The following is a 12,491-nucleotide window of genomic DNA, read 5'->3' as shown; positions in this document are numbered from 1 at the left end:
ACGCTTTTCCTACCCTACTCTGTTTTTTTCGGTTTAAACTCTACTTCTATTCTATTGGCTTCATCGGCAATCGAAACATCGATATACGCCGTTTTTCCGGTTTGATTAAAATCGTAAAATTGTATTCGGGCATACGTTTGAGACGTTATCGGATTCACCCCGACAGGCAATAAAGGAACGACGATGTTTTGCAACGGATACTTTTTTTCTAAAATATATTGCGTCGGATAGCCTCGATAGTTGACTAAAAGCGTCAACATATCGTTGGTAAAAAGCGTCCAACGAAGCCGAAGCAAATATTCATTGTTCGGGTTGTCGGCCGTCGGCTTTTTCGTGACCTCTTTATGATTGATAAATACCAACCCCTGCTCGTCTTTTTTCAAAATAAAGCGATGCTCGTACTTGTAAATTTCGGCATCGGCGATGGAAATAACCAGCGCGACGACACCAAACAAAAAGGCTATTTTACTCATTTTGAGTTAATATTTCCCCAACGGCGGCGATAAAAAAGTCGTTATTGCGATTTAAAATCGCATCGGGTTCTTCGACAAGCACGTTTTCAATCGCGCGGTACGCCTCTTCTTCGCCTAATATCTTTTCCAATAAAAGCTCCATAGCACTGAAACGATCGATCGTTTCTAAAAGCTTTTGCTCGACCAAGGTCTTGTTGGCGTGAAAAACAATATCGAAAAATTTACTTTTTGCGGAGCCTACTAAAAAATCGTCTTCGTCTTCATATAACATCGCTGCTTCCTCAAATCGTTAAACGTTCTCTTCGATTATAGCTTTTCTCTTCTGAAAAAGGGCTTCTGCCATACAAGCTTTTTGGCGACGTTTCGACTAACACAGCGTTAGTTTACCCCATTCTTTCGCCATTAATTTACAGTGCAACAAAAGCCTATAAATAGCTATTTAGATAAAATAATATGTATAATAATCTGCATAAAATATCCCGTTAGTTCGTTGCTTAAAAATAATCGTTGCGTATTATTACGGCTCAAATCTTTCCTGACATGTGAACTGTCGTCATTTATCCCCTGCCCTCTTCTTTGAGAATCCTTTGGATCTTTTTCCATGGTATATCCGACACCAAGACACATGTTTTATCTTTCTAACGAGAAGAAAAATTAAATCTCTAGTTTTTTTATAAAAATACTTGACAATAGTTAAAAATTTGTCTATACTGTCATCAGCAAAACTCAAAAAGGATTGAACATGCATCAAGAAACACTTGCTCTTCACTACGGTTACGATAAACAAGCGTTCGGTACGATGTCGGTTCCCGTCTATCAAACGACGGCGTACGATTTCGGTTCTGCCGAAACGGCCGCCGATCGTTTCGCTCTGAGAGAACTCGGACCTATTTATACAAGGCTTAACAATCCGACTACCGACGTATTGGAAGCGCGTATTGCAGCTTTGGAAAGCGGTGAAGCGGCTATCGCGACCGCCAGCGGACAAGCCGCCATTTTTTACGCTATCGTCAATTTAGCCGAAGCCGGCGACAATATCATCGTGGCCAAAAAAATTTACGGCGGAGCGACGACGCTTCTCACCCATACGCTTAAACGCTTCGGCATTCACGCAAAAGTCTTTGAAAGTGATCATGCCGATGATTTGGAAGCGTTAATCGACGATAAGACCAAAGCGATCTTTTTTGAATCGCTTTCCAATCCGCAAATCGCCGTTCCCAACATCGAAAAAATCGTCTCAATCGCTCAAAAATACGCCGTTGTAAGCATCTGCGACAATACCGTCGCGACACCGATTTTATTTCAACCGCTCTTAAACGGCATCGACGTTAGCGTTCACAGCGCGAGCAAGTACATTAACGGACAAGGCAGTGCTATCGGCGGTTTAATCGTTGAAGCCAAAGGCTTAAATGCCAAGCTGATCGGCAATCCACGTTATGCGCATTTTAACGAACCCGACGAGAGTTATCATGGCTTAGTGTATGCGACCTTGCCTTTCCCGATCTTTTCACTCAGGATTCGCTTGTCGCTCATTCGCGATATCGGAGCAACGTTAGCACCGTATAACGCTTGGTTGTTGATTCAAGGATTAGAGACCTTGGCATTACGCATGAAAGAGCACTCTTCCAATGCACACAAAGTCGCGGCATTTTTAAAAGCGCATCCCAAAGTCAAAAACGTTTCGTATCCGGGATTGCAAAGCGATCCTTTACATGTAAGAGCCCAACGGTATTTTAAAAACGCGCAAACATCGGGTTTGCTGAGTTTTGAAGTCGAAGGATTGGAGTTTGCCAAACACATTCTCAACACGACCAAACTCTTTAGCGTCGTCGTCAACATCGGCGATTCCAAGTCGATCATCACGCATCCGGCTAGTACGACACACCAACAACTTTCAAAAGAGGAGTTGGATAAAGCGGGCGTTAAAGAAGGTTTAATTCGTCTAAGCATCGGACTTGAAAACGTCGACGACTTAATCGAAGACTTGAAAATTGCATTAGGATAAGGAGCTTACATGTCATTACTCTCAACCAAAGGAATGTACGGGCTCAATGCGATGTACCAACTCTTTTTAGCCAAAAGCGAAAAGCCGATGCAAATCAAAGAGATTTCGCATCGGGCGCATATCCCGCAGAACTATTTGGAACAACTGTTAATCTTATTACGTCAAGCCGGTTTAGTTACGAGCGTTCGAGGAGCCTATGGAGGCTATTTATTGGCTAAAAACGCGCAAGATATTTTGATCAAAGATATTTTAATCGCGTTAGAAGGAAAAATCACGGTGGTCGATAGCGAAATCAAAGATCCCGTATTGCAACTCTTTTATGAAGAAAGCAATGCTAAAATTCAAGAGATTTTCACGATTCCGTTATCCGATTTTTCGATTTACATCGAGCGTTTCAACGCTCAACTCAACTATTCTATTTAAGAAAGGAATTCACATGTACGCACAAAACGTCACCGAACTCATCGGCAATACGCCTTTGGTGAAGCTCAATACGGCTTCTAACGCCTCCGAGACCCTCGTTTTAGGCAAATGCGAATTTTTAAACCCTTCGCATTCGGTCAAAGACCGCATCGGCTTCAATATGATTAAAACGGCACTCGATAAAGGTCTTATCGACCGCAATAGCGTTATTATCGAGCCTACCAGCGGCAATACCGGTATCGGTTTGGCAACCGTGTGCGCAAGCCTCGGACTCAAACTGATGCTGACGATGCCAAGTTCCATGAGCTTAGAGCGACGTAAACTCTTAGCGGCTTTAGGCGCGGAACTCGTACTGACAGAACCAACGCTCGGTATGCGAGGCGCGGTGGAAAAAGCGACGGAACTTTCCAAAGAGATTCCAAACGCTTTCGTACCGCAACAATTTGCCAACGAAGCCAATCCGGCTGCACATTATGCCACCACCGCGGAAGAAATTTGGAGAGATACCGACGGTAAAGTCGATATTCTCATTGCCGCCGTAGGAACGGGCGGTACGCTTACGGGAACGGGAAAACGCCTCAAAGAGTTAAATCCCGATATTCAAATTATCGCCGTCGAACCGGACACTTCTCCCGTACTTTCGGGCGAAAATCCAGGACCGCATAAAATTCAAGGTATCGGTGCCGGATTTGTTCCCGCCGTTTTGGACACGAAGTTGTACCAAGAAGTCGTTAAAGTCAGTTACGACAATGCTATCGAAACTTCGCGAAACCTTGCGAAACGCGAAGGATTGTTGGTAGGCATTTCCGCCGGAGCAAACGTCTACGTCGCTTCACAAATAGCCGCACGTCCGGAGAATAAAGGCAAAACGATCGTCACGATTTTATGCGATACGGGCGAGCGTTATTTAAGTTCGGGTTTGTATGAGTATAAAGAGTCGTAACCCGACTCTTTTACGTTTCAATTTTCAAAAAAACAGAATGCTTTTACGCATTTTATGCTACTATCTCGTATCGACGTAAAGGGGCGTGCGTACGAATGAAACACCTACCGAAAACCATGCTTAAAAGACCGCTTCTTTTAGGCGCAATGACATTTATCATCAACCTTTTTATGAGTACCGTACCCGTTTTATTGCTCCATCAACAACATGTTGAACACTACTTAGCCCTCTCTTTTGTCAACGAAACCTACATTTCCGATTGGCAGAGTATGCAACAAACCATCGTTTATCACACGCTCATTTATGCGTTCGTCTTTACCGTTATCATCTCGAGCTTGGTCACGCTCTTGGCATATTTTTTGAACAAATCGTACGTCGAAGTGGAAAATCTCTCCCACTTCGACGGATTGACGGGCTTGTATAATCGCTTGATGTTCGTTACCGTCGTCCATCAAGAGATCCAAAAGATCAAACGCTCGGCACAAGCACTTTTTCTGATTATTTTGGACATCGACGATTTTAAACCGATTAACGATACCTACGGTCACCTCATCGGCGATGAAGCGATCAAAACAACGGCGCATACGCTTAAGCGTTTACTGCGTTCGTGCGATACGATCGGACGTTTCGGAGGCGACGAGTTTGTTTTGTGTATCGTCGACAACGATAAAAATGCGGCTTCGACGGTCGTCAATCGCATTTTAGAGGAGTTCAACCACAAAACGATTCCGGTCTCGCGCAATAACGAAGCCCAAGAGCTCCAAATCAACCTCAGTATCGGCTATACCGCTTATAAAGACGAAGATACGTTCAACACGATGCTTCAACGTGCCGATCAAGCCCTTTACATCTCTAAAGCCGCCGGCAAAAACACCGCTACGTTCCTTGCTTAAACCAAGTCTTACCGCTCTTTTTGTATAATCCAACCAAAAAAAGCAAGGTAACGAACCCCATGAGTGAAAAAAGCACCGTCTATAACCCCAAAGAGATTGAAGAACGTTATTATAAAATTTGGGAGAGCAGAGGCTACTTTGAAATAGAAGGCAACAAAGCTATTCAAGAAAAAGGCAAAAACTTCTCGATCATGATGCCGCCTCCCAACGTCACGGGAAGCTTGCACATCGGGCATGCTTTAACATTCACGCTCCAAGACGTTATCACACGTTATAAACGTATGGACGGTTACAAAACTCTTTGGCAACCGGGTATGGACCATGCGGGCATTGCGACGCAAAACGTCGTCGAAAAACAACTTTTAGCGCAAGGTATCAAAAAAGAAGAACTCGGGCGCGAAAAATTTTTAGAAAAAGTGTGGGAGTGGAAAGCCTACAGCGGCGGTCAAATCTTTCATCAAATGCGAAAACTCGGAGCTTCTCCGGCATGGAGTAGGGAACGCTTTACCATGGACGACGGGCTTAAAAAAGCCGTTCGAAAAGCGTTTGTCAAATGGTACGAAGAGGGGCTGATCGTCCGCGGCAATTATATGGTCAACTGGTGTACGCACGACGGCGCACTCAGCGATATCGAAGTCGAGTACGAAACACACAAAGGCAAATTGTACCATCTCAAATATTTTCTTCAAAATTCGCAAGAATACCTCGTCGTCGCCACGACGCGTCCTGAGACCTATTTCGGAGACACGGCGGTCATGGTTCACCCGGAAGACGAACGCTACAAACACCTTGTCGGGCAAAAAGTCGTTTTACCGCTCATCGGAAGAGAAATCACTATTATCGCCGACGAACACGTCGATATGAGCTTTGGTACCGGTTGCGTGAAAGTTACGCCGGCCCATGACGTCAACGATTACGAAGTCGGGAAACGCCACGGATTGGAATTTATCACGATTTTCGACGAAGCGGGTATGCTCAACGATTATTGCGGCGCATTTCAAGGCATGGAACGCTTAAATGCACGCGAACATGTCGTCGCGAAGCTGCAAGAAGAAGGCTTTGTCGATAAAATCGAAGATTACGAAAACCAAGTCGGTCACTGTTACCGTTGTAAAAACGTCGTTGAACCGTACATCTCTAAACAATGGTTTGTTAAAAAAGAGATTGCGCAAGGTGCGATCGAAAAAGTCAACCGCCACTTAACGGAATTTTACCCGAGCCACTGGATCAATTCGTACAATGCGTGGATGAAAGAGTTACGCGATTGGTGTATTTCAAGACAGCTTTGGTGGGGACATCAAATTCCCGTTTTCTACTGCGATGCCTGCGGACACGAATGGGCAAGTGAAAATGAAAGCGAGCATGAATGTCCTACATGTAAGAGTACCCAAATCCATCAAGACCCCGACGTTTTAGATACGTGGTTTAGCTCGGGGCTTTGGCCTTTTTCAACGTTAGGCTGGGGAAACGGCGATGTTTTCAAAGAAGAAAAATGGTCGCAAAGCGATTTAAGCGATTTTTACCCTAACAGCCTTTTAATTACGGGATTTGATATTCTCTTCTTTTGGGTTGCGCGTATGATGTTTTCGGGCGAACATACGTTCCAAGAGCTTCCGTTTAAAGACGTCTATTTGCATGCATTGGTAAAAGACGAACACGGGCAAAAAATGAGCAAAAGCAAAGGCAACGTCATCGACCCGCTCGACAGTATCGAAGCCTTTAGCGCGGACACGCTACGTTTTACGCTTGCCATTTTGGCGGTTCAAGGACGCGATATTAAACTCAGTACGGAAAAATTGGAACAGATGCGTAATTTTACCAACAAACTCTACAACGCATCTCGTTTCTTGCTGATGAACGCCTCCTCCTTTGAAGACCTCGAAAATATTGAGATTCGAACGGCTTTGGGTGCTTATATGAAAAGCCGTTTAAGTGCGGCAACCGAAGAGGTACGCGGCTATTTTAGCGATTATCGTTTTAACGATGCGGCAACGACTTTGTACCGCTTTTTATGGGGCGAATTTTGCGATTGGGGTATTGAGCTCAGCAAAGCGGATAAACCGGCAATCTTGGAACTCGGTGCTATTTTTAAAGAAGCGATGAAACTCTTACACCCTTTTATGCCGTTTATCTCCGAATTTCTTTACCAAGAACTTTCCGACACGACCTTGGAAGCAAACGAATCGATTATGATTAAACGCTATCCTCGTGATTTAAAACGCAACGAGAAAATCGAAGAAACGTTTGAAATCGTTATCGAAGCGATTGTTGCGATTCGTCGCGCCAAAGCAAATATCGATCTTGCCAATAAGAAAATCGAACATGCCTATCTTAAAGTAACTGACCATTCGACCCTTCAAGAAGCGATGAAATACATCTGTTTGTTGGCTAAAGTTGAGCATATCGACTTTACGGAAACGAAAATCGCCAATGCCGTTACCGACGTTAGCGATCACGTCGAGGTTTTCATCCCCCTTACGGGCGTTGATTTAACCCCTATCATCGAGCGTCTTAACCACCAAAAAATCAAACTCGAAAAAGAGATCGCAAAACTAAGCGGTATGCTTTCCAACGAGCGATTCGTCGCCAATGCTCCTCAAGAGGTCATTGCCGAAAATCAAAAAGGATTGGAAGACGCCCAAAATAAAATGGCAAAAATAGAGAGTGAACTCCGCTCTTTAAGCCTTTAAATCGGTATAAGGAAAAACACCATGCGCTTAAAACTATTCACGCTTCTTACCGCATCGCTTATGTTCTTTAGCGGATGCGGCGAAAATGCAAAAGAGGACAAAAGTAAAGAGGTCAAAACAAGCTCAATACCCGAAAAAACCTACACGCTAACATTGGCAACCACGTGGGCGGAACAAGTTCCCTTTTTAGGTCCGGCACCCCTCACGCTAGCGCAAACCGTTGAGAAAATGTCTAACGGCCGCTTGAAAATTAAAGTCGATTCCCCCAATAAGCATAAAGCCCCTTTTGGCGTTATGGATATGGTCAAAGAGGGACAATACGACCTTGCGTATACCGCTTCGTACTACTACAAAGGGAAAGATTATAAGTTGGTTTTCTTTACGACCGTACCGTTTGGAATGCTCTTAAGCGAACAATACGCATGGTACAACTACGGCGGCGGTAAAGAGTTAGCGGCAAAAGTTTACGGTGAACACGGACTGATTTCCTATCCTATGGGTTCAACCGGCATGCAAATGGGCGGCTGGTTTAAAAAAGAGATTAAATCCCTAGACGATCTCAAAGGTCTTAAGTTTAGAATTCCCGGACAAGGCGGCGAAGTTATGGCAAAACTCGGCGTCAATGCCGTTAATACGCCTCCGGGCGAACTTTACACGTCTTTAGAGCGCAACACGATCGACGCGGTAGAATGGATTAGTCCCGTTTTTGACTTTGCGATGGGCTTTCATAAATTGGCAAATTACTATTATACCGGTTGGCAAGAACCGGCAAGCGAGATTCAACTCCTTGCCAATAAAAAGAAAATCGACGCCCTCCCCGCCGACTTACGTGCTATCTTAGAATCGGCTGTCAAATCGGTCGGTTCTCAACTTATGGATCAAGCGACCCATGCCAACGCCGAAGCATGGGCCAATATTGCGAAAGAGTACCCTAACGTCAAAGTACAGCAATTTCCGGCGGACGTAATGGCGGCTTTGAAAAAAGCGGCACGCGAGATTGAAGACGAACAAGCGGCAAAAGATCCGGTTTTTAAAGAAATTTTAGAGTCGCAACGCGCTTATTTGGCTAAAGTACGTCCTTGGACGCTGATGGGCGAATACGGCTATCTTAAACAACTCGAACAATAGACTTCTTACAAAACGTATTTTGCAAGAAGAAGCACTAAAGGTGCGTGGGCTTTACACCAAAGAAAACGCAGCGTTAACGTAGTCTTTAGAGCTTTTGCTTGAAAGACGTGTCATGAGTTCGGCAAGAACTCTTTGCATACCTAAAAAGTAGCAAGGGCGTCTTGCCCTTGCTTAACGTTTACGCTTTAGGGCGAAACGGTTTGATGATTTCTTCATGACATGTCAAGAAAGGCCCCTCTAAAAGATCGATGCAATAAGGTACGGCCGGAAAGACCGCATCCAAACACTCTCGAATCGATTTGGGTTTACCGGGAAGATTGATAATAAGGCTTTTTCCTCGAATTCCTGCCGTTTGACGCGACAAAATTGCCGTCGGTACGTATTTAAGGCTGACTTGACGCATCAATTCTCCAAAACCGGGCATCATTTTCTCACATACCGCTTCGGTTGCCTCAGGCGTTACGTCTCTAAGTGCCGGTCCCGTACCTCCGGTCGTTACGATCAAACAGCATCCCTCTTCGTCTGCCATCTGCTTCAACGACGCTTCGATCAACGCTTGTTCGTCGGGAATAACGCGATACGCACTTTTCCACGGAGAACTTAAATACTCATTGAGGGTAGCGATAATCGCCTGCCCTGAGAGGTCTTCGTAAACACCGGCACTGGCGCGATCCGATACGGTTAAAATTCCGATTTTAATCTCTGTCATGGTTTCGTTTCTCCGTCTTAAATTCTAAAAGCGTCGCAATCGTTTTCGTATACGCCGCGTCCTCACCGATTTGATGAAGGGCGCGAATCACGATACCGCAAATCTCATCGATTTCCAACGCACGATGATGTTCCCAATCGACCAACATCGAAGGTTTGATCGAGTCGAAATGCGAAATCAGTTCAAACATCGCATCGACGTCTTCTTGAGAAATCTTGACATGTAAGCTTCGTGCTGCACGTGCCGTCTCCTGCATTAAGCCGTAAACCAAGGCAGAGAGTTTGGTATCGTCGAACAAAACGCCCGTTTTAACTTCCAAAAGGGCACACAACGCATTTACTCCGTTGTTAATGATCAGCTTTTTCCATAACTCTTGACGAATATCGTACGTCGTATGCGTCGGGATACCCGCTTCGTTGAACGATTGTGCAAGTGTTTCCAAAAACAACTCGTTTTCCGTTGTCGAAAACAACGTACCCACGATCGTTTCAGCCTCACCGACCGCTTCGATACGTCCCGGGGCGATTACATGTGCGCCTATTTTGCGCGTCAACGCGCCGATAACGTACTCTTCCGCGAAGTAATCGCATAAAATCGCTTCATTTTCGACACCGTTTTGCAATGAAACGATATAAGGAATTTTCACGTTTCCACGTAAGCGTTTTGCCAAAAAAATCGCAACTTCTCGCGTCGCCATCGACTTTGTCGCAAGTAAAATCGCGTCGTACTCAAGCACGTCGATAGAGGATAACGCCTCCATGTCCACGGCGTGAACGGGCATCGAACACGTCAAATCGGGGTGAAATAAGTGCAAACCTTCCGTACGCAACGCTTCCAAATGCGCGCCGCGTGCAACCAATAAAACTTCATGACCCGCTCGCAAAAGCTTTGCGGCAAAATAACTTCCGACTCCGCCCGCGCCTAAAACGATAAACTTCATGCTTTTAATCGAACCTTAACGCTCGCTTCGTGTGCGCCGAGCCCTTCGGTCTTAGCAAGCAGTGCGCACGCTTCACCGATCTCCTCGATACCTTGTTTGCTCATGCTAATGATCGAAGAACGTTTCAAAAAGTGATCGACGCTCAAAGGCGAATAAAATTTTGCGGTTCCTCCCGTAGGAAGCGTATGATTAGGACCTGCGATATAATCTCCGATCGGTTCTGGCGTATACGCTCCCATAAAAATGGCCCCCGCGTGACGAATTTTCGGCAAAAGATCAAACGGGTGAGACGTGACGATTTCCAGATGCTCCGGTGCAATTTGATTCATCAAAGCCACCGCTTCGTCCATATCGCGCGTGAGAATAATCGCGCCTCGCTCTTTAATCGACACCTCCGCAATCGCTTTTCGTTGCAAGGTTTGAAGCCATTTTTCAATCTCTTCGCGCGTTTTTTCCGCAATCTCGGATGAAGGCGTAATCAAAATAGAACTTGCCATTTCATCGTGTTCGGCTTGCGAGAGCAAATCGATCGCCAAATGGTTCGCATTTGCGCTCTCATCGGCTAAGACGCCGATTTCGCTAGGACCTGCGATCATATCGATATTGACCTCGCCGAATACCATTTTCTTGGCCGTCGCGACGAAAATATTGCCAGGGCCCGTAATCACGTCGACTTTCGGAATACTTTGCGTGCCGTACGCCATCGCTCCGATGGCACTCGCTCCGCCGACTTTGTACGCTTTTTCGATACGGCACACGTGCATCGCCGCCAATAATAAAGGGTTAAGCTCGTTATCGGGTGCCGGAGTACACACGACGATTTCTTTGACGCCTGCGACGATCGCGGGAATGGCGTTCATCAGTAAACTGCTCGGATATGCCGCTTTCCCACCGGGAATATAAAGTCCCGCACGATCCATCGGCGTGACTTTTTGCCCGAGCACCGTTCCGTTGTCTTCAAAATCAAGCCATGATTTAGGCATTAATTTCTCGTGGTAGGTATAAATGCGTCGATACGCAAGCTCCAATGCTTTTTTCAGTTGCTCATCCAACGCCTCATACGCCGCTTTCATCGTCTCAGGCGTCACGCATAAAGCCTCATCGTTTTCAACATGCCATCGGTCGAACTTCTCGATATGTCGCTTCAGCGCATCGTTTCCTTCGGTTTTGATCTCGTTCAAAATACCTCCGACGATTTTAGAAACGTTTTCCATATCCATATGTCCGCGGCGTAGAAGCTCGTCAAAATGCGTTTGAAAGTCTTTTTGCTCGGTTTTTAAAAGTAGCATTGTTTTTCCTTGTTAAAATTCATCAATCAATTTTGTTCAATCAGCCCTAAACATCGCAACGGCACGTCACAATAAATGTTGGTGCGCTATGCTTTTGAAAACGGCTTATGAAAGAGCTCTATTATAACATAATTGCTTTGCGCGCGTAGCGTTGAAGCATCGACGTATTTCCCAAAAGTCCACCTTGGTGCAAATAAATCGGCGTTCCTTTTAACATCCCAAGATGCTCTATCAGAACTTTCCAGCCCAAAGGGTCGTACACCAAATCGAACGTGACGCCCGTTTCCGTTTGCACGGTTTTCCAAACCTCGAAAAGCTCGCGGTAAAGTTTACCGTAACGGTATTTTCGATGCGTTTCCAAAATCGTCGGATAGACATGTACGTTTGCCTCAATAGATTCCCATTGCCGCCTCAAATACGCGCTATCGCCTACCGTAGCACAGGTATAAACCTTGAATGGCAAGTGTTTTTGTAAAAAAAGTGCCGTCGTTCCCGTACCTGAGGGTAAAAAAAGATAGGGATTTTCAACATGCTCGCGCGCGACGTCGCACACTAACTCTTGCGCTAAAAGTGCGACGCCCTCTTCCGCCTCTTTTTGCCTTCCGCCCTCCTTAACATGTAAGGTATGCGAATCCAAGAAAGCCTCTAGAGCGACTTCGCGCGAGGAAGATTCAAAAATACGCATACCGTTTTCAAGGGCTTTAGCGTAATTGCCGATGGGATTTTGTTTGAGAAACGACGGAATATGATCGCAAACGTAAATAAATTCCCATCCTCGTTTCTTTGCTAAAACGGAGAGCGAATACATGGCATTGGATTGATTGGAACCGGAACTGACGACACGTCGAATATGTGGAAAATCGCGCACTAAAAAAGCGTAAAATTTACGCGCTTTGTTGCCGGAAAAATCGACGTCTAAGAGGTCGTCGCGTTTAAAATAGATGCGGTGGTTTTGAAAAAATTTTTCTTCAAATAAGGAGGGTTGAAAAGAAACCATC

Annotated in this window: 12 protein-coding genes; 6 read left to right on the top strand and 6 right to left on the bottom strand. The window is 45.4% G+C overall.

Going from position 1 to position 12,491, the window contains the following annotated elements:
* Positions 1 to 14: 14 nt before the first annotated feature.
* Both NL930_RS05730 and NL930_RS05725 read right to left on the bottom strand, forming a co-directional pair.
* Positions 15 to 473, bottom strand: a complete 459-nt coding sequence (locus tag NL930_RS05730) for a hypothetical protein (protein WP_039672607.1) — start codon at positions 471 to 473, stop codon at positions 15 to 17.
* A complete protein-coding gene (locus tag NL930_RS05725) occupies positions 466 to 744 on the bottom strand; it encodes a DUF2018 family protein (protein WP_039672609.1) in 279 nt (92 codons plus the stop codon). The genes NL930_RS05730 and NL930_RS05725 overlap by 8 nt, the downstream gene beginning before the upstream one ends.
* 471 nt (positions 745 to 1,215) lie before the next feature.
* On the opposite strand from NL930_RS05725, the gene NL930_RS05720 reads away from it, so the two are divergent.
* The 6 genes from NL930_RS05720 (at position 1,216) to NL930_RS05695 (ending at position 8,555) form a co-directional block, all read left to right on the top strand.
* The gene (locus NL930_RS05720; RefSeq protein WP_254375958.1) at positions 1,216 to 2,478 is read left to right on the top strand and encodes an O-acetylhomoserine aminocarboxypropyltransferase/cysteine synthase family protein; all 1,263 of its coding nucleotides are present in this window, start codon (positions 1,216 to 1,218) and stop codon (positions 2,476 to 2,478) included.
* A 9-nt stretch (positions 2,479 to 2,487) separates the two neighbouring features.
* A complete protein-coding gene (locus NL930_RS05715) occupies positions 2,488 to 2,901 on the top strand; it encodes an Rrf2 family transcriptional regulator (RefSeq protein WP_039672615.1) in 414 nt (137 codons plus the stop codon).
* 13 nt (positions 2,902 to 2,914) lie between these two features.
* Positions 2,915 to 3,844: a cysteine synthase A gene (cysK, locus tag NL930_RS05710; protein ID WP_254375957.1), complete on the top strand. Its 930-nt coding sequence runs from the start codon at positions 2,915 to 2,917 to the stop codon at positions 3,842 to 3,844.
* Positions 3,845 to 3,939: 95 nt separating this feature from the next.
* A complete protein-coding gene (locus tag NL930_RS05705; protein ID WP_041961675.1) occupies positions 3,940 to 4,737 on the top strand; it encodes a GGDEF domain-containing protein in 798 nt (265 codons plus the stop codon).
* A 59-nt stretch (positions 4,738 to 4,796) separates the two neighbouring features.
* The gene (locus tag NL930_RS05700; RefSeq protein WP_254375956.1) at positions 4,797 to 7,427 is read left to right on the top strand and encodes a valine--tRNA ligase; all 2,631 of its coding nucleotides are present in this window, start codon (positions 4,797 to 4,799) and stop codon (positions 7,425 to 7,427) included.
* A gap of 21 nt (positions 7,428 to 7,448) precedes the next feature.
* Complete coding sequence (locus tag NL930_RS05695; RefSeq protein WP_254375955.1) at positions 7,449 to 8,555, top strand: TRAP transporter substrate-binding protein; 1,107 nt, start codon at positions 7,449 to 7,451, stop codon at positions 8,553 to 8,555.
* 178 nt (positions 8,556 to 8,733) lie between these two features.
* On the opposite strand, the gene mog is transcribed toward NL930_RS05695, so the two are convergent.
* The 4 genes from mog to NL930_RS05675 form a co-directional block, all read right to left on the bottom strand.
* On the bottom strand, positions 8,734 to 9,264 hold the full coding sequence (mog, locus tag NL930_RS05690) for a molybdopterin adenylyltransferase (RefSeq protein WP_039672624.1): 531 nt from the start codon (positions 9,262 to 9,264) through the stop codon (positions 8,734 to 8,736).
* A complete protein-coding gene (locus tag NL930_RS05685) occupies positions 9,251 to 10,204 on the bottom strand; it encodes a ketopantoate reductase family protein (protein WP_254375954.1) in 954 nt (317 codons plus the stop codon). The genes mog and NL930_RS05685 overlap by 14 nt, the downstream gene beginning before the upstream one ends.
* A complete protein-coding gene (gene hisD, locus NL930_RS05680) occupies positions 10,201 to 11,493 on the bottom strand; it encodes a histidinol dehydrogenase (protein WP_254375953.1) in 1,293 nt (430 codons plus the stop codon). The genes NL930_RS05685 and hisD overlap by 4 nt, the downstream gene beginning before the upstream one ends.
* A 121-nt stretch (positions 11,494 to 11,614) precedes the next feature.
* Positions 11,615 to 12,490 carry a 1-aminocyclopropane-1-carboxylate deaminase/D-cysteine desulfhydrase gene (locus NL930_RS05675; RefSeq protein ID WP_254375952.1) on the bottom strand — a complete coding sequence of 292 codons (876 nt, stop codon included), beginning with the start codon at positions 12,488 to 12,490 and terminating at the stop codon, positions 11,615 to 11,617.
* Between the last annotated feature and the right edge of the window lies 1 nt (position 12,491).

It is taken from the genome of Sulfurospirillum sp. hDNRA2 (assembly GCF_024206095.2).
GTDB lineage: Bacteria > Campylobacterota > Campylobacteria > Campylobacterales > Sulfurospirillaceae > Sulfurospirillum.
The sequence above is the reverse complement of the archived record's forward strand: the minus strand, read 5'-3'. Positions and strand labels throughout refer to the sequence as shown.

Excerpts from the sequence above, each read along its gene's own strand:
- NL930_RS05730 (WP_039672607.1), bottom strand. The coding sequence starts at position 473 with ATGAGTAAAATAGCCTTTTTGTTTGGTGTCGTCGCGCTGGTTATTTCC.
- NL930_RS05725 (WP_039672609.1), bottom strand. The coding sequence starts at position 744 with ATGTTATATGAAGACGAAGACGATTTTTTAGTAGGCTCCGCAAAAAGT.
- NL930_RS05720 (WP_254375958.1), top strand. The coding sequence starts at position 1,216 with ATGCATCAAGAAACACTTGCTCTTCACTACGGTTACGATAAACAAGCG.
- NL930_RS05715 (WP_039672615.1), top strand. The coding sequence starts at position 2,488 with ATGTCATTACTCTCAACCAAAGGAATGTACGGGCTCAATGCGATGTAC.
- cysK (WP_254375957.1), top strand. The coding sequence starts at position 2,915 with ATGTACGCACAAAACGTCACCGAACTCATCGGCAATACGCCTTTGGTG.
- NL930_RS05705 (WP_041961675.1), top strand. The coding sequence starts at position 3,940 with ATGAAACACCTACCGAAAACCATGCTTAAAAGACCGCTTCTTTTAGGC.
- NL930_RS05700 (WP_254375956.1), top strand. The coding sequence starts at position 4,797 with ATGAGTGAAAAAAGCACCGTCTATAACCCCAAAGAGATTGAAGAACGT.
- NL930_RS05695 (WP_254375955.1), top strand. The coding sequence starts at position 7,449 with ATGCGCTTAAAACTATTCACGCTTCTTACCGCATCGCTTATGTTCTTT.
- mog (WP_039672624.1), bottom strand. The coding sequence starts at position 9,264 with ATGACAGAGATTAAAATCGGAATTTTAACCGTATCGGATCGCGCCAGT.
- NL930_RS05685 (WP_254375954.1), bottom strand. The coding sequence starts at position 10,204 with ATGAAGTTTATCGTTTTAGGCGCGGGCGGAGTCGGAAGTTATTTTGCC.
- hisD (WP_254375953.1), bottom strand. The coding sequence starts at position 11,493 with ATGCTACTTTTAAAAACCGAGCAAAAAGACTTTCAAACGCATTTTGAC.
- NL930_RS05675 (WP_254375952.1), bottom strand. The coding sequence starts at position 12,490 with ATGGTTTCTTTTCAACCCTCCTTATTTGAAGAAAAATTTTTTCAAAAC.